This window comes from Microcoleus sp. S13C4 (assembly GCF_036700865.1).
Lineage (GTDB): Bacteria > Cyanobacteriota > Cyanobacteriia > Cyanobacteriales > Microcoleaceae > Microcoleus.
The window spans coordinates 1-26,776 of sequence record NZ_JAUBPS010000017.1; the positions used below are offsets into that span (position 1 = coordinate 1).

The 26,776-nt window shown below is 43.4% G+C and carries 16 protein-coding genes; 7 read left to right on the forward strand and 9 right to left on the reverse strand.

The annotated features are described in order from the left end of the window. Positions 1 to 84: 84 nt before the first annotated feature. From QT996_RS09680 to QT996_RS09690, 3 genes are all read right to left on the reverse strand, one after another. Complete coding sequence (locus QT996_RS09680; protein WP_333046180.1) at positions 85 to 294, reverse strand: hypothetical protein; 210 nt, start codon at positions 292 to 294, stop codon at positions 85 to 87. Positions 295 to 360: 66 nt separating this feature from the next. Then, a complete protein-coding gene (locus QT996_RS09685; protein ID WP_333046184.1) occupies positions 361 to 843 on the reverse strand; it encodes a hypothetical protein in 483 nt (160 codons plus the stop codon). 154 nt (positions 844 to 997) lie between these two features. Continuing rightward, positions 998 to 1,264, reverse strand: a complete 267-nt coding sequence (locus QT996_RS09690; protein ID WP_333046185.1) for a hypothetical protein — start codon at positions 1,262 to 1,264, stop codon at positions 998 to 1,000. A gap of 109 nt (positions 1,265 to 1,373) precedes the next feature. Here QT996_RS09690 and QT996_RS09695 point away from each other — a divergent pair, with 109 nt between their 5' ends. Further along, positions 1,374 to 5,204 (forward strand): hypothetical protein, encoded by a 3,831-nt coding sequence (locus QT996_RS09695; RefSeq protein WP_333046186.1) that lies wholly within the window; start codon positions 1,374 to 1,376, stop codon positions 5,202 to 5,204. A gap of 247 nt (positions 5,205 to 5,451) precedes the next feature. Here QT996_RS09695 and QT996_RS09700 read toward each other — a convergent pair whose 3' ends face one another. Both QT996_RS09700 and QT996_RS09705 read right to left on the reverse strand, forming a co-directional pair. Next, positions 5,452 to 5,577 (reverse strand): PEP-CTERM sorting domain-containing protein, encoded by a 126-nt coding sequence (locus tag QT996_RS09700; RefSeq protein WP_333046189.1) that lies wholly within the window; start codon positions 5,575 to 5,577, stop codon positions 5,452 to 5,454. 144 nt (positions 5,578 to 5,721) lie between these two features. Continuing rightward, positions 5,722 to 9,258, reverse strand: a complete 3,537-nt coding sequence (locus QT996_RS09705) for a S8 family serine peptidase (RefSeq protein ID WP_333046191.1) — start codon at positions 9,256 to 9,258, stop codon at positions 5,722 to 5,724. A gap of 228 nt (positions 9,259 to 9,486) precedes the next feature. Here QT996_RS09705 and QT996_RS09710 point away from each other — a divergent pair, with 228 nt between their 5' ends. The 3 genes from QT996_RS09710 (at position 9,487) to QT996_RS09720 (ending at position 15,799) form a co-directional block, all read left to right on the forward strand. Then, positions 9,487 to 10,929 carry a hypothetical protein gene (locus QT996_RS09710; RefSeq protein WP_333046193.1) on the forward strand — a complete coding sequence of 481 codons (1,443 nt, stop codon included), beginning with the start codon at positions 9,487 to 9,489 and terminating at the stop codon, positions 10,927 to 10,929. 88 nt (positions 10,930 to 11,017) lie between these two features. Beyond that, positions 11,018 to 11,713, forward strand: coding sequence for a PEP-CTERM sorting domain-containing protein (locus QT996_RS09715; RefSeq protein WP_333046194.1), 696 nt, complete (start codon positions 11,018 to 11,020; stop codon positions 11,711 to 11,713). A 75-nt stretch (positions 11,714 to 11,788) separates the two neighbouring features. Beyond that, positions 11,789 to 15,799 (forward strand): VWA domain-containing protein, encoded by a 4,011-nt coding sequence (locus tag QT996_RS09720; RefSeq protein WP_333046195.1) that lies wholly within the window; start codon positions 11,789 to 11,791, stop codon positions 15,797 to 15,799. A gap of 368 nt (positions 15,800 to 16,167) precedes the next feature. Here QT996_RS09720 and QT996_RS09725 read toward each other — a convergent pair whose 3' ends face one another. After that, entirely contained in the window at positions 16,168 to 16,458 is a 291-nt protein-coding gene (locus QT996_RS09725) for a PIN domain-containing protein (protein ID WP_333046196.1), read from the reverse strand. Next, entirely contained in the window at positions 16,459 to 16,710 is a 252-nt protein-coding gene (locus QT996_RS09730; protein ID WP_333046198.1) for a DUF2281 domain-containing protein, read from the reverse strand. A gap of 175 nt (positions 16,711 to 16,885) precedes the next feature. Here QT996_RS09730 and QT996_RS09735 point away from each other — a divergent pair, with 175 nt between their 5' ends. From QT996_RS09735 to QT996_RS09745, 3 genes are all read left to right on the forward strand, one after another. After that, positions 16,886 to 18,325: an NB-ARC domain-containing protein gene (locus QT996_RS09735; RefSeq protein ID WP_333046199.1), complete on the forward strand. Its 1,440-nt coding sequence runs from the start codon at positions 16,886 to 16,888 to the stop codon at positions 18,323 to 18,325. Positions 18,326 to 18,460: 135 nt separating this feature from the next. Further along, on the forward strand, positions 18,461 to 20,161 hold the full coding sequence (locus QT996_RS09740; protein ID WP_333046200.1) for a serine/threonine-protein kinase: 1,701 nt from the start codon (positions 18,461 to 18,463) through the stop codon (positions 20,159 to 20,161). Next, a complete protein-coding gene (locus tag QT996_RS09745; RefSeq protein WP_333046202.1) occupies positions 20,110 to 21,102 on the forward strand; it encodes a hypothetical protein in 993 nt (330 codons plus the stop codon). The genes QT996_RS09740 and QT996_RS09745 overlap by 52 nt, the downstream gene beginning before the upstream one ends. A 7-nt stretch (positions 21,103 to 21,109) precedes the next feature. Here the strand turns inward: QT996_RS09745 and QT996_RS09750 are convergent, their stop codons facing one another. Next, positions 21,110 to 23,710, reverse strand: a complete 2,601-nt coding sequence (locus QT996_RS09750) for a CHAT domain-containing protein (RefSeq protein WP_333046204.1) — start codon at positions 23,708 to 23,710, stop codon at positions 21,110 to 21,112. A gap of 23 nt (positions 23,711 to 23,733) precedes the next feature. Then, positions 23,734 to 26,727, reverse strand: a complete 2,994-nt coding sequence (locus QT996_RS09755) for an S-layer family protein (protein ID WP_333046205.1) — start codon at positions 26,725 to 26,727, stop codon at positions 23,734 to 23,736. Positions 26,728 to 26,776 lie beyond the last annotated feature (49 nt).

A 26,776-nucleotide genomic window follows, 5' to 3' on the forward strand; every position in this document is an offset into this window, starting at 1 on the left:
ATAATGGAGATAATCGAGTAGATTTCTTGAACTGTAATTTTTCGGCCTGTTTTTCAGTAATTATTAGTTCACCAATACAGCTTTTTACTGTGCGCGGTCGTCCTTGTTCTGTTCCTGTTGCTTGTTTGATAAAAAAAAACCGATTTGTGGGCCAACTTTTTCTAGCCATTGTTGCCTGAGATGTTTTTCAATATTTTCCAGACTGGTCAGTTCACTTGGGGGTGTATTGTTATACAAAATTTTAGCAATTTCTGCCGAAAAGAATTGCAACTGCTCTAGTTCTTCAGGGGTCATGGCTCTTTTTCTCGACTTTTTTTGACGCTTTTATTGATTTTAACTATTTTACACTTATTCGGATATTTACAAAACCGGGATGCTCCCAAATTGTTTGAATCTTTCATCAAGTGGACGTGGCGGGCCAAGATCGTTACGATGTGCGCGACCATGCAAACCATATTCATTTTGTCTACCTGCTAACTTCAGCCAAGTTTGAGCTACTGTCTCTGTTTCAGGAATGCCCAGTGCTTGCAAAATAGCACTAATTTCATCTTTATGAGAAGGAGCCTGATTAGATTGTGAAAATTTATCCCCGCAGCTTGGACACTTAGACAAATTGGGGTTGCTTACCACAGGTTTTGCTAATGGCTCTAACACATCGCGTAACGCACTCTCAATTTCTCGCAATGAGTGAGCTACATAATGTGTTGTGGACTCTAACGGCGACTCCATTTCCATGAGACGACAGGCATCGCGGTAGAAGGCAGCAGAACCAGGCCCTACAAGGGAGTTTAGCCAGTGGTATATTTGCTCTTGCTGTTGATTGTTAAGGGGATAGGGGCTCATTCTTTACTGTATGGTACTTGTATTATATTTTGTATTATAAAGGGTTTTCCATTAAGGATAGGTCAAAACTAAAAGATATTAAACGTTTAAAGGGCGGCTACCGCCGCCCCATCGAACCAAACACCCCATGCCTCTGCTATGTGTCCCCCTACGCCTAAACCCTATCTATATATGTAGGGTCAGCCTGAACTCGCTCATCAAAGTCCATATTCTCCCATTCTGTAATAACTCTCTCCGGTCTGTCCATCAAATCCGCAGGAGCACTGCTGGGACGCACGAATGGGTATTTATCCTCATCTTCAGGAGCGATCGCCAATTCCACCAGCTCAGTATCTTCATCTTCAAACAGAGCCGGATTAACAATTGCATCAACCTTTAGTTCCATTTCAATCACCTCAAAAACACTTCCAACGGTCAACACTTGACCAAGTTTCAACCTGTTAAGGCTTAGATAGACTTTTCTTACCTGCCTTACCAACTGTTTCAACAATTCTTATTATAACACCTCGATTCTAGGGAGAAATCAACTCATGGTCGCCACAGTTGTTACCGAACAAGGACTCAAGATTCCCGTTTTTGATGCTGCTTACACTGATGCCAAAGGTCGAAATGTAGGAAAATTTTTCAACAACCCAGAAATCCTACGCCACTCGATTTTGCAAGCAATGTTTCAACCAGACGAACTGAAGACATTAATGATTGTCAAACTTGACAAATCCAATCCAGATCCTAGCCAATTACGCGCCAGCATCCACGACCCAGAAGATGGCATCAAGCGACGCATGATATTTCAATCTGGCAACAGTTATTACTTTGGTGACGAAACCCTAGCCAAAAAGATAGGAGACTTATTCGTAACCGAAAAAGACACCGCCTGTCGCTACGGTTCCCTTCTAGTCAGCACTTGTATGTCCGGCGTATCAGAATGCGACAACCTGCGAGTAAAAATTGTTGATTTCACCGACCCGCAATATGCTAAATATCGAACCGGAGACTGTCACGGTGCAATCAGTTCCGAGTTAATCAAAAGCATCGGCGGCGAGAAAAACCGAGCTAGCCAATTTCGTTTCGCTTGGCTTCGCAGTTGGAATACAGACAATACAGAATCCACACCCCAAGTCAGCTTTCTAGCTAAAGGAACGCTCCGTCCCGATGATAATTTACTCGACTCATTAGCAGACTCTGAAGGGAACACACCTCAACTTATTTTAGACCGTTCCAGCATCAAAGGCATCAATAAAAAACAACTCAAAGAACTCATTCCTTGTGGCGATTACGAATTACCTAAAGCCATCCTGGGAAACCGCAAAAACAGTCAAATCGGCATCACCCAAACAAGCTGGCAATCCACCGGAGTTTGGTTCGACGAAGCAGCCCAAAAACAAGACCTAGTACCAGCAGCTAAAGCCGAAGCCCAAAGACTGGCAGCACTGCAACGCGACCCCATGAAATTGCGCCAAGCGATGATTGAAGATTACGACAGGCGCGAAGCATTTCTGGCTCGTTTGAACGAAAGAAAACTTAAAGAACAGCAGGACAAACTCTCAACTACAATTGAGGAAGAAATCAACGGTGACAGCGAGGAAAGTACCGAAGATAAAAAGCGGGAAAGACAGGACATCCAGATGCTAAAAGCCGATAAATTCGGACTGATGATAGGCAGTCCCGAATTCACCAATATGGCAGAAAGGTGGCTGGCATCCAAATGGCGAAATCTGGCAACCAGGGGAGCTTTATCAATGACCTCTGCAATGGCTTTACCCTGCGAAGATTTACCCAAAGGCACGGTTTGCGCTAACCATTTAGAAGAAGGAGAATGCGTTCAAGGTCGATTCCCAATTCTCAACAAAGATGGTCTGAGGATATATCAAAATGTACACGCAAAAAACCTGGAAAATATTCCAGAGGAAATTCGCGCTGTCATGGCGAAAATCAAAGGGGTAATTTGGTTCAATCCCAAAGACTTAGAAAAGTTCCATCAAGGAGACTTTGACGGTGACGAACCGTTTGGCATCGAATCTCGAAAAATTCCTCAAATTGCCCAACAAATCTTACCAGCACAAGACGGATTATTTGACTTCGGAGAAGTGGTACAAGCGGAGAAAGTTCCCTATACTAAAGCTCGGTATCGAGAAGACGACCCCGAAGTCAGAGAAGGTAAAGTTAAAGCAGGTCAGCGCAAATTTACCACCCTAGAACAAATTGGAGTTGCCAGCTCTCAAAATGAAGTCGGAATCGTCGCTTTAGCCATTGGTAAAGTAGCAGCAGCACTCCCCAACCCCGGCGAAGATGAAAAGCTATTTCTCAAGCAGCAAAAGCGATTTATCGCCGCTCTCAGCATCATGGAACAGTACGAAGTTGACTACCAGAAAAACTCGCTGCGGGGTAAAGATGCCAAAGAAGTGAAAGAGAAAACAGGTTTAAATCCCCACACCTTACTAGAAAAAGTAGATGAATGGTGCGAGAAACACAAAAGCTGCACTTACTTTTTCCAGTACAAAGGAGACGATCGACTGTACAAACAATTTCCCATGCCCGCCGACTTTCCCAATCCTGTTTACGTCCTAGCCAAAGAAGCCGTTAACCCTTATTGGGAACAGACGCGACTCATCCACCGCAACCGAGATGAATTTCAGCACATTCTTCCCCCCATCCCGGCTCATTTAATCGTGTCGAAAGACAATCGCCAGCAACTGAATGCAGCAGGCATTGAGTATGAAAAAGAAGGGAAGGAATTGCACGTTTTCTATGAGTACAAAAATGCCTTAGTAGAGAGAGAAATCGAGTACCGACACAGCAAAGAAAATGACCTCCCTTGGGAAGAAAACGAATTACAATGGGCGAAAGACCTGGTGCAGCGCTTTCAAGAGGACAAAAGCATTATCTACGATCGCACTGGCAGCGATATCAAAACTCGAAAAGAGGAAATGGGCAAACTTTATGACAGTTATCGAGCGGAGATTGACGAAATTTGGGATACTCCTGAAAGAAAAACCAGGGCTGCTCATGCCTTATTCCAAGCTACCCACACTTCCGATAATCTGAGCAAACACCGGACAATTTGCCAGAAGGTGGCAGAGGATTTGGAAATTACCTTTTCCCTCCAAGAAGACTACGAATTGCTGCACGAAGCCTTACCGCGAGATGTCTACGTGCTGCAAGTTCCTTTCCAAAAAGTTAAAACTAAAGATGGCAGAACCATTGACCTTCCTAACCAATGGAAAGACGCACTCGATAGCAAAGGAATTGCATACGAAGCCACTGCTCATCCCGAATTGCCGCTAGTTGAATTCGCCTTCAAAAACTTACCCCAAAGCATGGTGGCGAAACTGGATACCAAATACGGAGACAATTCTAACGATCGCATCGACACCGACTCTTTGAAGGTAACAAACTACTCCGGTAATGAAACCAGACTCCTCATCGTCCCTCCCGTCGATTGTCGGTGGATCGAGTCTCAAGATAAAGCAGGTAGAGGCGCACTTGTCTACAAACTGTTCATGGATGAAATCTCGGATGCTTTGTCAAATTATCGGGTAAATCAAATAGAAGTAGTCAATGTCAAACATCCCGATAACGACTACTCAGAGGAAGATTTCTCCAAGTCAAAATGGAAAGATCGGAAAGTCACTGTGCAAGTGGGAACGATCGATTTACCTCCCACTCACGAGAAGTATTACCGATTTCAAGGCACTCCCATTATCCAGCTTGACGATAAAAACTTGGGTACATTTTCCCCCGAAAGTCCTAAGTTTCCCCCTGGAACTACTTTTGAGGCGACGCTTTCCCCCGACAAAGGCGGCAGGTCGGTGATGCTGAAAGTCGATCGCGAATCGATTCGGTTGCCTGAAATTCAATTGCCCGCGCTCGATTCACCTGAAGTATCTCAAAGTTCTGAGTTGGGGAAAACTGGGCGTAGTGCGATCGCACAAAATGATAACACTTCACAAGAACGGGTTTCAAAACCAGAAACAGCAGTTAACGGAAAACACGATATCACCAACGCTAAAGCTGACAACTGGCGGCTTTCTCTGCAAGACACCCTCTTTAGCGTTGTTTCGGAAACCTACAAACAGCGGCGATCGCACCTTCCTTCCGATAGCACTCAGCACTTTAAGTTTGGCGACAACCAATGGACGGCTTACGTACAGCCTAACGGGGATTGCTTTGTCAGAAACGAGTCCAAGCGCACCGTGTTTAAAGCCAACGTTCACACTGGGGACGTTCAAATTCCCCTGACAGAGCAAGCAGCGGCTCGTTTCCAAGAGATGATTGTAGAACGGGAAAAAGCTTTGTCCCAGTCGCGAACTACTCTCACGCCTGCGACCGAATCGAAACCCAGAGAACTGGAAATGGTTTAGTCGAGTCGAGGGGATTGGGGAACTGGGGGCGATCACGTAGAAGTTCAGTGGGAAATTTTCCATTGGTTTCTATGCGATCACCCTTTCAATGGTGAGTTTCGAGCGATCGCACCCTTTACTATCCTCGAAGGTATCGCAATTGAGAAGTAATGAATCAGACGCGAGCGCTAATTTTTGACTGGGGGAGCGTTGGCTAATAGGTTAACATCTGACCTATCGGGATAGCAAACAGCGCCTCTATCGCCCATTATCTTGCTTTTTGTTGTTGGCGTTTCCGCAGCCACCCTATCCCTAATACTGCTTGAGACAAAATTCCCAAAATTAAAATAGGTTCAGGGACAGCTTCAGGGGGTATAGAAGCTTCTTCAGTCATCTGAAAAACCCGGTTTCTTTTGTGTAGCCAAGAGCGATTGCTCTTGAGAAATATACTCGAAGGCAAGCGCACTTTATTTCAGGAAGGGGAAAGAGAAGAAATTCATTGCAAATATTGCTCAACTAATTGCGTTGTCAATGCTGGTTATCCTATATACTCTGCCAGCTTATTTTGATAAACTTTCTTAAGTTTTTCCATGCTTTTTTCTGGTTGGGTATAACCAGCTCCTGGGAAACTAGCCCATTCTTCTCTTGCTTTTATTACAGCCTGCTCGAAATTACCAGTTTCTACATCCTCATAGGCTTTTCTGTTCTTTAGACGACCTATTGCAGCAAGGTCTTGATTTGCTGGGCTGAAGTCATTAAGTCCAAGTTTACGTTTTTCCTCATCCCACACAAAATCGAGAAATTGGTATCTTCCAGCAGCCGTAGAGTATAGCTTTTTACTCGAATTAACCAATATTTTTTTTCGAGGATGGTCAGCAAAACCCTCAAAAAAACCGCCGGGATTTACTAACTTGCGATAACTATTATCTCCATAGTCAAGAGTACCTTCAGCATAAGCAATGGTGTCCAAAAATGCCATAACCCTGGCTGATTTCTCCAGTTCTTTACGCACCCGCTCTATCTCTTGTTCTTTATTCTTCTTCTGCAACTCAAGATTAGAGATGTCATCTCTAAGTTTACGTGCGTCTTCTTTTAACTTGTCATACTCAGTTTTAATCCCAGGCCACCAAGTCCACCATTCTTTGCTCTTGGCGTCATCTTCTTTTGTCTTTGCTTCTGTTTGTTTATTGTTAATTTGACCGTTAATGTTGTCTATTTCCTTCTGAAGATCCTGAACCTTTTGTTTGAGCTGATCTAAAGGAGTACCGCCACCAGTCCGAATTAGAGTTAACTTGGAACTGCCCGGCGTAGAAGCTGGAGGCTGTGTAATAGGTTTACCTGTGCCCGACTGATAACCAAACGGCAAACGAAGCAACTGACCCACTTGGAGACGAGTGGTATCCCAATCAGTCAATAGGGTGTAATCTTCCTTCAATATTTCAGTCCAGCGGGAAGCCTCTCCCAGTTCTGTCAGCGCGATCGCCGAGGGATAATCGCCAGACTTCACATAGTAGTCCCGATAACCAGTCGTTGCTGGTCGCTGGTCGGGATTGCCGACGCTCCCAACACTCCCAGCACTGCCGAGAGCGCTCAAGTAACGCTGGGCAATTTCAGCAATGTAACTGGCTTTATCTATGCCATTAACAATGCGTCGGGCGTTGTAAAAATCTTGGTTCGCGCCATTAATATATCGGCTCAGCCCTACGCCTGTAAAACTGCCGTCGCGCATTCCCTCAACGAGTATCTGGGCAGCGATCGCCGGATCGGATGCCAAATCTGGATTGTTTACCAAATCAATTCCAAGTCGCTGCGACCACTTCTCATAATTCGACCGACCCGTAATTTGCACGTAACCGCGACCCCTGTAGCGATAGCCATCACCGGGTAGATAGTTGCCCAGGATGTTGTCGTAGTTTTGCTGCGCTGCGGTTGGCCCCCACAGTTCCGCCATCCACAGTCCCAGATTCGATTCATGGTGAGCCGTTGCCAAAATATAGGCAATTTGCCCCAAATCTGTAACACCATTGGCTTGACACTCAGCAAGGATCGCAGGAATAGATTGCCTCGCGTATTGCTGTAAAGAAGCCGGCACAGCAGCAATGAGTTTTTCTATATCAAAATTAGTTGGCTGCGCTTGCGGTTGTGGTTGCGGGTTAGAAACCGAAACCTCTTGAGGAATTTCTATTGGCTGTCCTGCAAAAACCGTGTTGGGGTCAGCAATGCCGTTATGCTGGGCAATGATGTCGAAGGCAGAAGTATTTCCTAAAGTGTAGCCAGCTATTGTACTCAGGAACTCGCCATCTTGAATAGTGTGAGCAACCCACTTATAGGTTTTGCCGTTGTATTCAAATGTCCCTGTCGGCTGCGGTTGAGGCTGCGGCTCAGGTTGTGACTGTATCGGCGGCAGTAAAGACGGACGGCTTGGCGGATAGCCATCAATCCAAATACTGGGAACCCAGTACGCTTGACCGTTGTACCAAGTTCGGTAATACAGCGCATCCTGTTCGTTGGTAATAGGATCGATATTGACACTACCCCACGTCCAAGCATCAAATTCCAGCCACGTATCTTTCGCAATTGAAAAAGGGCCGCGATCGTCATAGTTCGGGCTGTTACGCAGATTCACTCCATCATCATCCCACACTCGCAAACTAAAATGTTCCTCAGTCTCGCTGGCACGCTCTGTCGGCGTAACTTCCCCTTCACCGAGCCAAGTATCGCGAATTTCAATCGCAGGAGTCGCATAAGTTTCCGGCATCGTCACCTTTGCTGACTGCACCGCCGCCAACACATTTAACAACCCAAAACCCGTCTTATTATCCCATCCGGGCGTATCCAAATCCCTCGCCGTCTTCTCCAAAATCTGAATCACTTGACGGTAACTCAAATCGGGATTTGCTGCCCATACTAATGATGCTGCACCTGTCACTTTCGCAGTCGCTACAGAAGTGCCGGCCATCGTCCCTAAATCACTTTCTGCTGTTGATAAAACTGGGTGTTCGGCAGTACCACCGTCAGCTATTAGATCCAGTCCCCAACCGTAGCTAGAATAATTATGCCGCCCATTAACATCCCCTGATCCAACGGTAATAATATTGTCAAACTCCTGCGACGCTTGACCCAAAACCGACATCAGAGTGCCATCATTACCCGCCGCCACGACAATCATCACTCCATTTTGCCGCGCATATTCAATCGCACTTCTTTCTTGTGGCGTAAATTGATAGCGTGTCGTCACACTACCGTCAGAATTAACTTGAGTTAAATCTAAACTGAGGTTCGCGATCGCATTCTTTTGTCCAGAAGCCTTCGCCGCATCTACAAATTCCCTCAGCGAATTATCCCACTTACCCGAACCGATCGCCCTTCCCACCCACTTCGGCGCATTCTTATTAATCGAGTCAAGAATACCTAAAATAAAAGTCCCGTGTTCGCTACCTTCACCAGGTTGCAGCAATGGATTATCATCACCATCTACATAATCATGGCCCTTCTTAAGATTCGTGTTAAGAATATAGGGATTATTTGCATTCACACCCGTATCGATCGCCCCTACAATCGGCTGATTAGCCAAAGGGAAATCTAGCAATTTCGGATCGATCGCAATTAGCTGATTCTTATTCACCTGCCCATCCCCCGGCGGATCTAACGGCATCATAAACGGAGGCGTTAAAGTATCCCAAGCGCCCCCCGGCGTACCAGGCACCTGAGTCGGAATGCCATTGTGTCGCAAACCCAGCGGGTCAATATCTATCAACGGCGGCAAATCACTTGTTGGTGCGGGAGTAGTCGGGCACGTACCACCGGCATCAGCCATAAAACGAAGAGAATTGCTACCCTCGCGCACCGCGTGAAGCCAAAGCCTCTCCAGCGAGTGACGTACATCCAAATCTGGCAACGGTAGAGATTCAAGGAACTGGCGCAGCGGATCGGTGTCATGCACACCAGGAATCAGAGCGCTAGGAGTAATAATCTCCTCCAGCATAAAGCTACGCCGCGATTTGCGAGCTTTTTTCGTTGATTTCCCAAAGCCTTGAGCCTGTTCGCCTTTTTTTCCCTGAAACCAGAAACCCATAATGCACCTCGAACCTGGTAAGTTTACAAACCGCTACTCGCTGTTCAGATGTCAAAAGCCTACTGTTTTGTCCTAAGAATGACAATAACTACTAAATATTGTAACTTTTAGCAACATAACTTTACAATACTTCATCTTTGAGCTATTTACTTTCTGAAATTTTGGGGCTACGCTGTCACTTATCTGTAAAAACGCAGTAGCCGAACTAACTATCACTCAAATTACATCATGGAGCACGGCAACAGAATTGCAACAAAAGATGACTCAGACTACCTCTGTCCCAATCTCACCGACAACTGGCAGTTAGATGACCGAATTGATAGCGTCGGTCAAGTCATCTTGCAAGCAAAAGCAGGGAACCGCCGCTACCAATTTGAAGCGATAGAAGGCTACGCATTAAAACACTTTACAGGTCAATACACCGCCCGCCAAATTCTTAATCGGTGCCGATCGCGTTCCGGCACCTTTATTCCCTCTGACTTCATAGTGCGGCTGCTACAAAAACTCAATGATTTAGAAATATTACCAGCAACCGCAGCCGAGGAATTAGAGAATCCTACCCCTGATTCTCCTCCTCCAAAAACATCAAATTTCATCGAACTAAAATCTACTGTAGAGTGGATACCCCACCCAGGTGGCTATTGGATACTCCGCAACTCAGAAGATATTACCTGCTTGCAAATTGACAGCTTTGACAAAGAAGTAATTTCGCAGCTAGGTCAGCAGCCACTAACTGCCGTCGTCAATAAATACGACATTAGTTTAGATGACGTGCAATATCTGATGCAAATGTTAGCAAAAGCCGGAATGTTAGAAGGAATTAAAGCGCCAAAGCCACCTAACAAATTCAATCTCCAGAAACTCTTGTACTGCAAAATCCCTGTATTAAATCCCGACGCTTGGCTAACGCAGCACATTGACAAACTACGCTGGATTTGGACAGAACAATTTGGCTTTGCATTGTGCGTTTTTATCACAACTTCTGTCTCCCTCTGGCTAGCTTTCCCCTCGGAGATTTTAGCCTCTAGCAAACAAGTCTGGGCAACAGGCGGAAATGCTGCTATCTTAACGCTTGCGTTGTTGACAGTCCTAGTAGTATCCCTCCACGAACTCGGTCACGCTTTTACTTTAAAACACTACGGCGGCGTTGTTCCAGAAATCGGGCTGCTATTTATGTGTTTAATCCCTGGATGCTATACAAATACTACAGATCAATACGCCTTAGTAAGGCGGAAACAGCGCATCTTAGTAGTAGCAGCCGGATTATTAGTACAAGTGACAATTTGGGCGACAGCCGTTTGGATGTGGGTTTTATCAACTTCTAATCCTTGGCTGCACAATGCCAGCTTTTTGTTGATGACAGCCTCTCTGTTAACAGTTGCCCTCAACCTCAATCCCATGAATCGATTTGATGGTTATTACCTATTAGTTGCTTTGACAGGAATTAACAATTTGCGGGAGAGGTCGTTTCAATTTTACACAGAATTGCTGCAAAGACAGGAGAGTTTAGAAGATTCAGCGAACAAATGGATGTTAGCAGCTTATGCTCCTTTCAGCATCGTCTATACAGCCTTGATTTTCAGTTACTTGATGTCTTTAGTTGGAAATTGGGTTTGGCAACACTTACCAACAACACTAGATTTTACCAAGTTAACATTACCGCATTTTTAATCAGCCTATGCAGAAAAAATCCCTCATCATCCTTATATTCTTGTCCAAATCTGTGTTGTGCCATATTGTTATCTAGGAGTGCACCAAAATGAACATCTACAAAAAATTAGGAATTGCGATCGCGTCTGGAACTTTGAGCCTTATCACCTTAAATTACCAGAGTCTCCCCGTACAAGCTGCTTCCCTTACTCAAACTTTCACTGTGAATCTAAATTCACAGCCATTAAATAGCAGTACCAATATAGTCTTACCAAAATTCAACTCACTTTTGGGAACTCTATTAAAAGCTTATGTCAATGTTAGCGGCACAGTAAATAGCAGCACTAGCATTACTGCTTTAGGTAGTAATTTTACTGGAACGGCAACAACTGATGCTCAAATCGCCATCAATTTGCCTCAGTTAAAAACCGACCCTTTTATAGCTTTGAGTTTGTTTGCCAGTCCACCGGAAACAAACATCGCCAGCGGCGGTACGAAAACTGTAAGCGGCACAGCTTCAGGAACAAATTCTAAGAGTTTCAATCAGTCAGAAATTCTAAGTGCTTTAAGCGGGTGCGCGGGAGATCGCATTACCTTTGGTGTGGGAACAACAGGTAGTGTTCTTGTTAGGGGAACGCCTGGTCGAGGTACTTTTGGCGGTCAAGTATTGACCAATCAAACGCTAAGCATAGCCTACGAATATGAACCTTTATCGGAACCTGTACCGGAACCAACCACAATGGCAGGTTTTGGTTTAGCTACGGGATTAGGGTGTTGGTGGAAGAGAAGGATGCGGCGGCGATAGTTAGGATTCGGTGTAATAGGGGGTTACTGGTCTGGTTTTTGTGTTGAGAAAATATTAGTTTTGTGAGGAGATTAAATGATGAAGTTACTAGATGATGTATTGTTGGGTAGTGAAGTGAATGCGACTGCGATCGCGCCTCTGGAGGAAGAGATTAAGGGCGATTCAATCTTGTCCTATGGTTTGGATACCCGCAGTGCTAGCCAGTTAGGGGCCAGTTCGTCTTTCATTTCGACTTTCGACGGACTAAGCGGACAAGTTGGAACGATCGATCCCTCAGCAAAATTCACCCAAATTGCTAGTACCTTCAGTTTCTCCGACATCGCTGTTTCTAAAGACGGGACTATTTTCGGAATTACGCCTACTCAGTTATTCAAAATCGATCCCGTATCGGGTTTAACTTCATTTGTTGGCGGCCTTCCTGCGGGTGTCAATATTAATGCTCTAGAATTTGCGAATGATATTCTCTATGGGGCTGGGGATTCTAACTTATACGCGATTAATACCACTAATGCGGGATTATATTTAATCGCTAACTTGGAATCTACTGGATTCAATAGCAGTGGGGACTTGGCATTTGATGCTCCGAATAATCGATTTTTAGCGACATCGAAGGGGGCGACAAGCGATAGTTTGTATGCGGTGTCTCTAACTGGTCAAGCAGCCAAAATTGGTGATATTGGCTTTAGTAATATTTTAGCCTTGATGTTTGAGGGCGAGAAACTTTTTGGTTTCACGGCGGATGGGGCGCGAATTGCGATAAATCCTGGAACGGGAGCGGGGGTTTTTGATACCCTTGTCAAGGGGATTAGCGATCGAATTGGGGGAGCATCTGGTATTCAAATTAAGAAAGGAGAGGTACTGTCGAGCACTCCCGGAACAATTCTGTCAGCGGATACGATCGATGTGTTTTTACCACCAGGGGGCGAAATTACTTTAGATATTACAGTGACGGTGCCTGGGGATGCTTCTAGTTCAACCACTCGCAGCGCATTAAGTGTTGAAAGTGTGGATACTGTGGCTGCTCAGATGCCAAGTTCTTCAGCGGTTAGTGCAAGTGCGACGAATGACCAGATTCCGCTTGATGTTTTTCTGCTGCAAGACGCTTCTGCCTCATTTGAGGATGACGTGTCTATTTTCCGCCGTTTAGTACCAAACTTAGTTGATACTCTGTCAAATCAGCAAGCCAATACTCAATTTGGTCTTGGCAGTTTTGTTGACAAGCCAATAAAAGGAATCGGAAGTATTGAGGCTGGTCATTATGTTTATCGGACTAATCTGCCACTAACAATAAACAACAATGAACTGCAATCGGCAGTGAATAATCTAACTATTCTACCTGGTAACGAAACAGATCCGGAAGCATCACTGGAAGCCTTGCTGCAAACGGCACGTCGCGCAGACACTACTGAAATTGGTTTCCGTGACAGTGCTCGCCGTGTGGTTGTGGTGGCTACAGATGAACCGTTTCACCAGGCTGGTGATGGTGGGATTTTAGCTGGAATTACGAGGCGAAACAATGGCGATGCTGTTCTTGATGGAAATCCGCCGGGAACCGGAGAAGATTATCCGAGTATTCAGCAAGTTCGCGAGGCGTTGATTGATGCAGGTATAGTGCCTATTTTTGCTGTTACGCCTACATCAAAAAATATTTCTGTTTATAATGACCTAGTTAATAAATTAGGTTTTGGTAAGGTTGTCAGATTAGACTCAGATAGTGCTAATTTGGTGAATGCAATTACAGAGGGGTTAGATAAAGTCAGTCAGGAAATTACTCTCGTACCTGCTGATGATGATTTCAACTATGTGAAAGATATTTCACCCAAGAAATTTGAAAATGTCAAGCCGGGTGATAAGCTGAATTTTAAAGTCACGTTAAAATCTGATAGTACAGGTGGTGACGATAATCTGAAACTGCAAATACCTGGATTTGGTAATCTGGGTGATACGAAGGTTAATGTGCGAACATCAAATCTTAATCAGCTAATCACAGAAACAGAGACCATTACTGCCAATTTTTTTGAAGATTCTGATACTGACAAAAAATTAAAAGACGGGATTAGTAGAACAAGAACCAGTATAGCAGCAGGTTCCATAGGAGTAGCAGAGTTTAGTAAAGGATTTGGCATTGGGGGTCTCATTGCGGGAGTTACAGTAGGCGTTGGAGCAGGTTATATTAATGACAGGCTGGGGGAAGGTTCTACATTACTTCCCTATGGTCAGTTCCCTAATGATTTGGGGATAAAACAGAAGAATCAACGTGAAGTTAGCCTTAAGCGTTTTCCATCTTCCCTAACTTCCACACCAATTAATTCAACTGAACCTAAAAAAACCTGGGTCATTATTCACGGTTTGAATGATAACCCTGACGATAAGTCGGATAGTGATGGAGATTTTTCTGACATAGCAAAAGCCTTAACTACAAAAACTAACGATAATGTGTTTCTTCTCGATTGGAGACAAGCTGCTGCTGGTGGAATAGTAGATAAGAATGATAATGCTCCTAATGCTCTTATGAGACTTGGCAACTATACGGGAGCTAAGTGGATTAGACCTGTTGCTGAGTTTGCAGTTAAGAAGCTGAAAGAGTTTGGCATTGATGCTGAATATGCCAGTAAAAATCTCAATTTAGTAGGTCATAGCTTGGGGTCATTACTTAGTAATGAAATTGCCAGAATATACAAAAATGGTTTCAGTGATAAAAATGATGGCAAAGAAACTAAAGCTAATGGAATAGGAGTGAACTCTATTTTGGCTCTCGATCCACCATCGCAGACTAACCTAAGTTCTTTCTCAGCTTTTGTTCCCGGTATTGGATACGATATAGATGGCAGAACAGCGGAAGCTGATTTTGTAGATCCCGTTCAAGGAATATATTTACCAAAATTTAGAGAGGTATCTAACTTTTCAAGGGCTTTTGTTGGCAGCAAAAGTCTCGCAGGAAATCAGTTATTCGCTGAACAGGCTCATGAATCATTTCAAATGGATTTTGGATCTCGCTTTGGTAGAGTTGGTGGCGATACAGGTGAGGAACACGTTTGGGTAGTCCAAACTTTAAAACAAATTATTGATCAAAGGGAAAGTTTAGGAGAAATTGGCAAACTCTTCAATCCGACTCCTATTACACAACTCATCAATCCCAGTCCCACTTTCAAAGAAAATGCTTACACCAACGCTATTGGCGGAAAACATGATGGCAGTCTTGCCGTTAAACCTCCGGGACAAAAAACAGAGCTACCTAAGCCATTTGCACTCATCTTTAAGAATACATCAGGCGATGAAGATGATATTGTCTATGGTACTGCTGGAAAAGATAAATTAGATGGTAGTGACAGTGCCTTGGGCTTGTTCGTTGGTGATTCTCGTTACAGTGATGCTGGAAACGATATATTTTATGCCAACTCAGGAGATGATGAAATATTTGGCGGTACTGGCAATGATACTCTTTATGGCGATAAAGACAACAATTTCATCAATGGCGAAGAAGACAACGATTTGATTGAAGGTGGCCATAATAACGACACTATCTTTGGTGCGAAAGGAGACGACACAGTTATTGGAGGTAAGGGTAACGATAGTTTAGAAGGCAACGATGGTAAAGACACTCTCATCGGTGAAGAAGGTAACGATACCCTATGGGGTGGTGGTGATAGCTCGGCTGATAGCCTGGAGGGTGGTGATGGAAATGACTCTCTCCTGGGAGAAGGTGGCGATGACATCCTGATTGGTGGAAAAGACAAGGATACTCTAACAGGTGGCGATGGCAGTGATATATTTGTTTTTTCACCCGGCGATGGTGCTACCAGTAGCAATGAAGCTGATCTCATTACAGACTTTGGATTTGGTAATTTATTTGGAGGAGGAGGCGTTGATAGAATAAGCTTATTTGGTAAATTGTGGGAAGAGAAGAATAACATCAAATTCTTGCCAATCTCTGAACCATTAATTAATACTCCCATTGGTAACATTCTAGATCGTCCCGTAGCAACTGCTATGGTGTTAGGGGATGAATATTTAGCGAAATTTAATCGTACTTTCAGCAATGATGAGGAGCAAAAGATTAAGGATGGGTTTTTTCAAAGAATCTAAAGTGATTCGGCTAACAGCTATGATTTGAGTCCGATCGCCCTTAATACCCACTCCATCAATCAGTGTTCATCTGCGGTGGCTAAAAAGTGCGCTCGCCCTTACGACAAAAAGTGCGCTCGCCCTTTCTTCCCTCCTCATCCATCCGTGTTCATCTGCGGTCAAAAAAAGTGCGCTCGCCCTTACGACAAAAAGCGCTATCGCCCTTCTGTTATGCTAAATTTACTGTCTCGAACCATTAACCAAAGACAAGCCGCACTTGATGCCACACATTCAATACCAGTCTGCGATCGCAAGTCCAGAAACTCTCGAAAACTCCTTAACATTGTGGGTAACAAGAGTTGCTTGAAGCGAAGCGGCTGTCCCTGCAATCAAAACATCAATTGTGCCGATGGGAGTACCTTGTTCCTTTCGATCGCGATTGTGGCAGCAGCAAGAGCACAATCGCGATCGAAAGGAACAAGGTTAACTCGGCTCAAAAGTTGCTGAAGTTGTTGGGTACGTTTTGCAGGCGAAGTAGATTTAGCAATACCCACTTGCAACTCAAACAGGACGATCGCGGAAATGCCAATTTCTTGAGGAGATACATTGGCAAGGTTTTGGGCAACTTGTCCTTGTCCTTTGAAATAGTAAATTAATGTATTTGTATCCAAAATGTACATCTAGAAGCTCTCCCGCAAGATGTCTTCCCCCGACTCGGCACGAATCTCTTCCAGAGTAGGAAAGTCTTCTGCCCATGTTCCAGCTAGGGAATAAACCAATTCTTTCCAAGGAGTTAAAGAATCTACTGTGTCAGTGGATTGGTTCTCATTCAGGTACTTGGCACGAATAAACTCAGCGAAAGTGAGAATTTCGCTAGCTTGGTTTTCGGGAAGGGTTTTGACGATCGCGTAAATTTGTTCAATGATAGTCATAATCTGGTGAGAGATAAAGTGCCATATAATCAGCAGATATTTTAGTCAGAGGCTCTTAATTACCAATCTTTAAACTCTTTAATAGACTAGCACAAATAGATTAAGTGCCAGCATTTTCACTCAAAAGGGGGAAGCTTAACCACTACGCCATCATCGAATATAATAGTAGGCTCTATTGAATGACAACGAGGCACAAGCTTTGATTTCCCAAGAGTTCCTACAAAGCATCGCCGCTGATCGCGGCATCAGACCAGCAGAATTAGAAGTGCTGTCCCTCTCACTGTCAGGGATCTCCACCACTGCGATCGCCTCCCAGTTGGACATCAGCGAGGACTTAGTTCGCAAAAGGCTCAGCAGAATTTACATTAAATTTCAAATCGAAGGGCGAGGCCCAGTCAAATTCGCCAAGCTACAACAGCTACTCCACAACCTCTATCAAACTCATCTAGCCTCCGAAAGAGAACCCAAAATCGGGGTAATGGATACTGGTTTGACAGATAACAACTCAGACTTACAAATAACAACTCATCCCTTAAATCCCTTACATAATTCATTGCCAACTTCCTCCACAACTCACAATTCTCCCATTTTAAATCGAATAGATTGGAGTGAAGCTATAGATGTATCAATCTTCTACGGTCGAGCAGAAGAATTAGCACAATTAGAACAGTGGATTGTCCAAGATAGCAGCCGCTTAATAGCAGTTGTCGGATTAGGAGGAATTGGCAAAACAGCACTTATAACCAAACTAAAACAACAAATTCAACCCTACTTTGATTGTGTCATTGGGCGGAGTCTCCACAACGCCCCTCCCCTAGAAAACCTACTAGCAGATTTGCTTAAATCTCTATCTCATCCCCAGGAACCAGAACTGTCAGAAAAAGCAGATGAAATAATCGTACAGCTAATTTCTTATTTGCGAGCTTGTCGCTGTTTGCTGGTACTTGACGACGTGCAAACCATCCTCCGCAGCAACGACCTCTACGGTCGGTACCTTCAGGGATATGAAGGTTATGGCGCACTTTTTAGGCGAATCGCAGAAGAACAGCATCAAAGCTGCTTAGTCCTTAGCAGTCAAGAAAAACTCAGAGAAATTTTCCTATTAGAAAATCCATCGCGCCCCATCCATTCCTTAAAATTAGAAGGATTGAAACCAGAAGACGCTCAGCAAATATTATTAGGGCAAAATTTAACAGGAAAACAATCTTGGCAAGAGCTAATTCAGCATTACCGAGGCAATCCCTTAGAGTTAAAACTCATTGCAGCAACGATTCAAGATATATTTAATAGAGACGTAGCTGCATTTGTCAAATGGAGTACCACTGTCAGCTATCGCGAAATCCTAGACGAGCCATTTCAGCGACTATCAGCTTTAGAAAAACAAGTCATGCAATGGCTGGCTAAGGAAGAAAAAGCCCTGTCATTTCAACAATTGCGAGCTAAAATAGAAGAAATAGCAACTTCAGACTTAATCGAAGCCTTGGAATCATTACGAGGAAGATATCTCATCGAAAAAGTCAAAACCCAAGATACAAACGAACTCCTCTTTACCTTACAACCAGTTATTAAGAAGTATGTCACAAAATATCATCTCCCATCCGCCCAGAAAATTTAAGCATCCCAATTTTGTAAACGTGAAGAATTCACGCTGATAATTTATTGCTTAGAGTTTTCATAATTGTGACCATCATACTTCACCCACAAGGATATTTTTGTAAAAATCTACCTTTTACTTAACCTACTTTTTTATGTGAGCTACTGCATAAACCCTGACTGTAAACATCGCCAAAATCCTGACACTTTAGAGTGCTGTCAAGATTGCGGCACTCCCTTGCTTATTAATCAGCGTTATCAACTCATCAAACCCCTGCGTCCCTTAGACCCCCGAAACTCCACCGATATTTTTGAAGTCGATGAGAGGGGAACTAAGAGAGTAATGAAAATTTTAAAATACGGCAATTCCCAATTAGTCGAGATGTTTGAGCGGGAAGCTTTAACTTTGCAGCAACTAAATCATCCGGGAATTCCAAAAGTAGAAATAGACGGCTACTTCACTTTTACACCCCGTGATAGTTGCCAGGAACTTCACTGCTTAGTCATGGAAAAAATTGAGGGTGATAATTTAGAGCAGTGGGTCAATCGACACGGAAAAATAACTCAATATGTAGCTATTAATTGGCTAAGACAATTGATGGAAATTATTGATGCTCTACATCAAAGCCATTTTTTCCATCGGGATATTAAGCCATCTAATATTATGATTAAGCCTGACGGTCAATTAGCCTTGATTGATTTTGGAACAGTCAGGGGAATTACAGGCACTTACCTTTTAAAGTTTAGAGGAGGTAGTGCTACTACAGTGATGTCAGGAGGTTACACCCCCCCCGAACAAATTGACGGTCAAGCGACACCTCAATCTGATTTTTATGCCCTCGGTCGCACTTTTGTTTATTTGTTAACAGGGCAGCATCCCAGTGAAATCCCCAAAAATCCCAAAACAGGTCAGTTAATTTGGCGAGATAAAGCTCCGCAAATTCAATCAGCACTAGCGGAACTAATTGATGAATTCATGGCACAAAATCCCGCTAATCGACCGTTAAATACAGGGGCAATATTGCGGTATTTAACGGTCAAGGGGCTAATGATGAAAAGCCTTTTGCGCTCCCTCAATTCTCCGAATTTTCAACTCCTAGCTATTGGATTATTAACAGTGGGAATAATAGGCAGTGTTATTTATCGGCTGTCGTTTCCCTACCTCGCTAAAAAATATTATGAATTAGGAGTGAAAGAACTTAAATCTAACAGGCTTGCTCAATCCCAAAAATATTATGAGCAAGCAAAATATTTTGATTCTGAAAACTCTAAAACTTATAATGATTTGGGATTAGTCTGTCAAAGGCAAAAAAAATTTATCTGTGCCCAAGAAAATTATGAACAGGCACTTAAGCTTGATGAAAATAATGCTGTCTCTCGCTATAATCTAGGGGGTCTTTACGATGATTCAGGAGACTTGGAACAAGCCGAAATTCAGTATCAGCTTGCTAGACAAAATAATAGCCCAGTTGCGGCAAATGCCATGAGCGATTTGGCACGCCTTAAAATTTTACATGGAGACGCGGAAACAGCCATTAAACTCAGTTTAGAAGGATTGCAGCGAACTGAAAAGCCCCTGGTACAATCAGCACTGTATAAAAATCTTGGCTGGGCGCATTTTATGCAAACTAATTATAACCAAGCTGAAATTGACTTGCGACAGGCTATACAATTAAATAAAGATCGAACTGATGCTTATTGTTTGCTGGCACTGGTGCTAGAGGCTAAGGGTGATCGCGGGAAGGCATTAGCCGCTTGGAAAGAGTGCCGGAACCGCGATGCCCAAAATAGGGTAGAGGTCAAAACTTGGCAGACTATGGCAATTCAACGTTTAAAGGATGCAGCCCAAAGACCATGAAACACAATATCTCAGCTTCCCTCATTCTCACTCTGATGCTGGTTTCTGTAAATTGGAGAGCGATCGTTTATGGAAAGCTAACTGCAATACAGCCAGCATTAGCCACTATTTTATCTGTTGATACTATACAAATAGTAGCTTCAAAAGACAATTCCGAAGAGTGCGATCGCGAAAATGGTTGTCATGGTACTATACCTCCCAGAGTTTTCAAAGTCGTAGAGAAAGCTGCTACAGATTGCAACAAAAAAGATGGCTGTTACCCTGACGATCCTCGCGGCCCGATTGCAAACCCTAATACCCCCTATATTATCAGCCCCTCTGACGATACAGCTTTGCTTAATGACAAACCTTCGATATCCTGGCACGCCGTTCCTGGTGCGATTAATTACACTGTACGTTTGGCAGAGATAACGGGTTCAGGCTTAGACTGGGAAAGGACTGTTGATAACACCGAAATTAAAATGCCTTATCCAGATGATGCACCTGCTTTACAACCCGGAAGCAAATATAAGCTAATTGTTGAAGCCAGGAGTCAAGCAACCCAGAAGCGTATAGAACCGGGAACGGCACAATTTAGAATGTTGAGTAAAGAGGATATTCAAGAGGTACGAGCAGCTCTTGAAAAAATAGACAAATTAGATTTGTCTAGAGAGGAGAAGGCATTTCGGATGTCTGATGTTTACAAAAATAAAGAATTAAATACTGAGACAATAGAACTGCTAGAATCACTGGTGAGAGAAGGCAGTCAAAATGCTAAAGTTTATCGTCTTTTAGGTAATATATATTGGAAGCAAGGATTAATTGATTTCGCAAAAGTTAGGTATGAAACAGCAGTCAAGTTGGCAACAACTGCACAAGATTCTAAGGAATTAGAAGCAGCACAAACAGGACTGAATGAAACTAATAAATTGCTCAAAAAACGCGATAGTGTAACTCCTTAATAACAAATCAAAGCCAGCTTCCTACTAAAATGAATGGGGCCCAGTAATAAGGATGAGAATAACTATTGTAATCTTTACGATCGGGATTTTTCAAAAACGCAATTTGAGCTTTTCGCAGCGCTTCAGCCTTAGTTAAATTATCATTTAGCCCTCGATAAAACTCACCCATAAACAAAGCAGTAGATTTGTCACTCACATTCCACAAACTTGCCAGCGTACTCCGAGCACCTGCTTGTACTGCGACCCCTGCAATGCCCAAACCGGCTCGTTTATCTCCTGTTGCAGTTTGGCAAGCGCTGAGTACAAGTAACTCAATAGTATCGCGACTGCTTTCGCTTCTGCGCCTCAATAAACGGTCTAATTGCCTAATGTTAATCCGATCATCAGATGCTAGAATTATTGTCTGTTCAGGATCAGAACTGAAGATGCCATGAGTCGCAATGTGAAGCACTGGAAATATAGAATTATTAACTTTATTTTCAAAACTCCTTTTGGTAAAATCTTCATTGTAAAGTATTTCACTTTTTATTGTATTTTTCTCTACTTCATCTAATTCAGGTTTGATATTAATAAGTTCCTCAAAATAGGGTTCTTCTTGCTTAAAACTCGGCCCTTGACTAACGCCAGCAATTAAAATTCTTGATTGTTGCCAAGGTAAAAATTTAGGTTCCCGACTGCGAGCGCCTAAACTCACGGTAATGCTATACTTTTCTACCAAGTAATGATTGTCTTCATCTTGTAATAGAGCCATTGGAATACTTTGCAATTCGCTATCCAGTACAAATACCAATGTGCCTGTTTTTGGCAAATAGCTTTTAGCTGGAACAATTAACAGTTGATAAAGTTTTTGAGAATAAGAGCTAATCTCTGTAAACGATGTGCCACTTGGTCTAAAATTTCTTTTTTGGAGGATACTCCCCAAAAGTTTTACTGTATTTTGAAATTCAGTGAAATTAACGCTATAATGGTGATATTGATGTAATTTTGATTGATTATTATATAAACTGACAATCACCTCAATTTTTTGCTTTTCCTCTAAAACAATTGTATAGAATGCTGCATCAGGTTGATGATTAACTTCGCTTAGTGGTATTAAATCCAGAGAACTACATTGTAAAAAATTTGGTAGTTCTGCAAACTGAAGCTGTCCAATTACTGTCGTTATTTGTTTAAGTCTGTCTTGATTGGGTTCCGATTCCAAGAGCAAATGAATCAAGTCATCATAAACTGGTTTTACATTCTCCCGAAAGGAAAATTGCACGTCGGGATTAATGGACAGTAAATCTTGACGAACTGCTTCCAGAGTATCCAAAGCAACATTATAAACTGCGATCGCCTCTTCTGTGTTTCCATTTTTTTCGTAAATCTGTCCTAACTGATATTGCCACTGATAGGCAATGTCCTTAGCTTTAATTGATTGGGATAAATATACTGCTTTTTTCGTCGAACTTTCAGCAAGAGAAAGTTGATTTATTTGTTCATCTTTATACAGCTTGCCAAGGATACCATAAGCATAAGCTTCTGCTCGTTTATTTTGTAGTTTTTTAGCCTGTTGGAGGGCATCTTTGGCGTATTCGATAGCCACAAGTAATTTATCATTGAGCTTGAGTTCTTTCAAGCTCAATGATAAATTAAGTTTGGCATAAATTGACTGAATTGGTGGTAAGTTGGAGAATGAATTTGAACTGTTAAGAATTTCCTTAACTAGAGGTTGAATTTGAGGCTGGATTTGAGCGAATTTATCTTTAATTTTTATATTTTGTCTTTTCAATTCTGGTTCCAACCAATCTGCAAGTTCCAGTAACAAACTCAACCGATTTAGCTTTGATTGCACTTTGCTTGCTTCACCATCGCTTCCTTCCTGATATAACTTTAAAGATTCCTCAGCTTTCTCAATGGCATCTATTATATAATTTGGTAATCCTGTTCTTTCATATAAATTTCGAGTTCGGTTGTACAAACCGCGTTTGGTATTTCCATAATTTAGCAAAACAGTACTAACTTCTGAAAAAGAGTTGGAGATTTTAGCTGTTTCTAAACTCTTTTTCAAAACCAATTCTGAGTTATTAAGGTTGCCAATTACCCGTAAAACATCACCGAGATTTCGCAATCCAATAGTTGCTACTTTAGAATTCTCTAGTTTTTCCAACGCCTCTTGCAGAAATTTGAGTTGTTGTTGATTTTTAATGTCTGTTTCATTGGGCTGTTTGCAGGCAAGATTATCCTGATAGTCAAGTTTTATAGCTGTCAGTAAAATCCGGCAAGCACGGCGATATTGTCCTAACGCTTGTAAGGCAAGACTTTGATTAATTTGACTGCCGGCTATTCCCTCAGTGTCGCCTAATTGCGTGTAAGCTTCTGTAGCTTTTTCCCAATTTCCTAGCGCTGGCTCGGCTTTCCCTAACCCTAATTGTTCATGTCCTGTGGCTGTGAAATCTTGAGCTTTACTACGTAGTTGCTCAGAACCGGTTGAGGCAAAAACAGGTGATAAACCTATACTGTTAAATTGACCTCCTAGAACACAAATACAAGCTATGAATGCCCCTAAAAATATATAGTTTAGAAGGGATTGCACGCTGCGTGAAAATAGAACTTTTTTTCCTGCCATATTTTTTATAAAAGAGTTAGTGGTTACTGATTAACTGCTTTGTTGCCTCCATTACAAGGGGGTGTGACTGACCAAAAACTATAGGGTGTGACGATAGGTGCATCGGCGACAAGTTCCACTTGACCAGTGGCATTAATCACCCATCCTTGAGCTGCCACAAGGCGATCGCTAGTGTTTTCAGAATCGCCATTGAGGACTGAAGGATTCTCTGTACTTCTTGTAATTTGACGCTCATCTACCCAACCTGCACTACTATTAAGTGGTTCACTGGGACTCGGTGGTTGGCCGCCTCGTCCAACATTAATAAATCTGCTAATTTGGGGGTTTCCTGTCGAACAGCGGCGAGCGATTAAACTGGCAACATCAACAGGAGTTTGTGGTAAGACGAGTAAGCTAGAAGTGGGATTAATATCAGGCGTTTGGATATCCACTGTACCGCTCAACTCAGGAGTTCCCCCAGTGGCGGTGATGTCGCTGTTTAGGGTTGGCTGCGATCGCGCCTCGATACCAAAAATACCTTGTGCGTTAATGAATACTTGTCCCCCTCTAGCTGTTTCGGAATTGGCGCTGATATCGCTATTTTCTAGGGCCGCTAAGACTCCGGTATCAATATTAATATTGCCGCCAGTGGCGAAACCTGTAGCGTTAGTAGTAATTTGACTGCCTCGGCGTAATTGTAAGTCCCGAGCTTGTAAGCGAATATTGCCAAAATTACCAGCAGAAGTTGTCGCTTTCAGCACTCCATTATTTAGGCGAATAGAGTCCGCAGTTACTCTCAAATTACCTGCTGCCCCTAAACCGCCAGCACTCACACTAACTTGGGCTCCCTCCTGAACAATCAACTGCCCCGCTTGAACCGTCAAATTTCCCCCGCCACCTGTGGAATCCTTCCCCGTACTAGCAAATAACCCACTAGATGCACTTACATTACTAACCAGATCCGGACCAAAGCGAGCAACTTGTTCAGCAAAAATATTATTAGTACCCGCAAGGATCATCCTATCCCTAGTATTAATCGCGATCTCACCTGCATTACCACCCCTGCTAGTAGTTGTCAGCACTTGTCCGCCATTAGTCGCTTCAAAAGTGCGAGCATTAATGACGATCCTACCGCCATTACTAGAATTGAGGGTTCTGGAACTCACAACTGCTCGATCTGTTACTCGAAAACTATCAGTATTGAGGAGAATTTCTCCCGCTTTACCGAGCGCTCCTGGCTCAGTAGGTGTAAATATTCCACTAGATTGTCCGCCAACATCAACTCCCGCAAGATAGATTGAATCAGCATTAATCTGAATATTCCCTCCATTTCCCTGCCCAAAAGTGTTAGCAATTACAACAGCACCATTTCCTACTGAAAGCACCCTGGTATTAATCCGAATATTGCCACCTTCACCTACCCCTGTTTCTTTAACACTGCTGAAAATACCGCTGGATTGTCCAGTTTTTAGGTCTTCTCTGAACGGGCCCACCCCGTCTAAAATAATAGTATCGCGGACGTTAATTGTTACGGTGCCAGGATTGCCCTGTCCACCCGTGCTAGTGGTTATGACAGCGCCATTGGTGACAGATAGTGTCCCGGCTGTGATGTTAATGCTCCCTCGCCGACCTACTGTTTGAGAGTCTTCCACTCGGCTGTATGCACCACTGGAGAAAAGATCTGCGGAATTTGTTCCTTCAAAAGAAGCTGTATCCCGGACGTTAATGTTAATACTGCCCGCATTTCCTCGTCCCAAGGTACTAGCTTGCAAGACAGCGCCATTGGTGACAGATAAAGTTCCTGCTGTCAGATTGATATCACCCCCCTGACCTACAGCATCGGATTCAAGCCGACTATATGCACCGCTGGAGACGTTATCACTACCTTCTCCCTCAAAAGAAGCTTTATCTCTGACAGTTATATTCACATTGCCTGAGTTTCCTTGTCCAAAGATGCCTGTAAATATCTGACCGCCATTAGTGACTCTGAGAGATCCTGCTGTGATCCGGATATCGCCTCCTTGACCTTTTGAGTTAGATAGAACCGCGTTAGAAATAAAGGTTTGAGTACCTATAATGGCAATCTCTCCTGTTGCATTAACCTCGATATCTCCCGCCTGACTCTCAGCGTTACCCACTCCGGCCGCTATTCCCGCTCGAAGTGTCGAACCTTCAGTTGTCGAACCTTGAGAAATCTCTAGGTTTCTAGCATTGACAGCAATAACCCCGCCTCCTTTAGCACGTACATTCACTTGAGCGTTATTAAGGAGTGATACATCGCCTCTGGCTACCTGCTGTGGAAAGCTCAAACTTAGATTATTACTATCCCAATTGATCCCAACGGTTCCCGCTCCTCTTAAGCCCCCTAACTCCACTCTGCCCCCCGGAGCCTGCAAATTTCCGCCATCCAATCTCACATCGCCACCTGCGATCACGATGGTTTTGCTAGGTAGCACTTGGAGTCCAACAATTTGACCTTTGCTATCGATCGCCCTAGATTGATTGACGATGCTGCCGGGATTTGAACGATATTGTAAGCCAATGGGTACGTTTACTCTGAGCAAAGAGGAGGGAGGATTGGGAGCGATCGCGCTAAATTCTGTCCCGTCGGACAACTTGACAGCACTCGCTGTACTCGCCAAAAAGGAGCCACCAATATTTAAGCTGGCGTTGGGGCCAAAAATAATGCCGTTCGGGTTGAGGAGAAATAGGTTAGCAGTGCCGTTGGCTTTGAGGATGCCGTCAATATTAGAAATCGAGCCGCCTGTCACTCGCGTGATGATATTCTGAACATCTAGGGAGTTGTTGAAGTAGGCTGTGCTGCCTGTGCGGAGGGAAAACTCTTTGAAGCTATGGAAAAGGTTGTTACCACCTCTAGTTCCTCCTGCGATCGAGTTTGTGCTGCCAGCAGGGGTGACAGTGGAATTAACTGGTAGAGTTGCGTCTGGGACAATTTGCGCTCTTGCCGGATTAGCTTGGCCCAAGTAGCACAAGGCTATGCTGCTAAAACTCCAGAATAAGAAGCCACCCTGTTTCATCAGCTTACTGCAAATAATTGATTGTCAAATTATCACATTATATCAGGTT

Coding starts and splice junctions, on each gene's coding strand:
- QT996_RS09695 (WP_333046186.1), top strand. CDS start 1,374: ATGGTCGCCACAGTTGTTACCGAACAAGGACTCAAGATTCCCGTTTTT.
- QT996_RS09715 (WP_333046194.1), top strand. CDS start 11,018: ATGAACATCTACAAAAAATTAGGAATTGCGATCGCGTCTGGAACTTTG.
- QT996_RS09730 (WP_333046198.1), bottom strand. CDS start 16,710: ATGACTATCATTGAACAAATTTACGCGATCGTCAAAACCCTTCCCGAA.
- QT996_RS09685 (WP_333046184.1), bottom strand. CDS start 843: ATGAGCCCCTATCCCCTTAACAATCAACAGCAAGAGCAAATATACCAC.
- QT996_RS09750 (WP_333046204.1), bottom strand. CDS start 23,710: ATGGCAGGAAAAAAAGTTCTATTTTCACGCAGCGTGCAATCCCTTCTA.
- QT996_RS09680 (WP_333046180.1), bottom strand. CDS start 294: ATGACCCCTGAAGAACTAGAGCAGTTGCAATTCTTTTCGGCAGAAATT.
- QT996_RS09720 (WP_333046195.1), top strand. CDS start 11,789: ATGATGAAGTTACTAGATGATGTATTGTTGGGTAGTGAAGTGAATGCG.
- QT996_RS09710 (WP_333046193.1), top strand. CDS start 9,487: ATGGAGCACGGCAACAGAATTGCAACAAAAGATGACTCAGACTACCTC.
- QT996_RS09700 (WP_333046189.1), bottom strand. CDS start 5,577: ATGACTGAAGAAGCTTCTATACCCCCTGAAGCTGTCCCTGAACCTATT.
- QT996_RS09725 (WP_333046196.1), bottom strand. CDS start 16,458: ATGTACATTTTGGATACAAATACATTAATTTACTATTTCAAAGGACAA.
- QT996_RS09755 (WP_333046205.1), bottom strand. CDS start 26,727: ATGAAACAGGGTGGCTTCTTATTCTGGAGTTTTAGCAGCATAGCCTTG.
- QT996_RS09705 (WP_333046191.1), bottom strand. CDS start 9,258: ATGGGTTTCTGGTTTCAGGGAAAAAAAGGCGAACAGGCTCAAGGCTTT.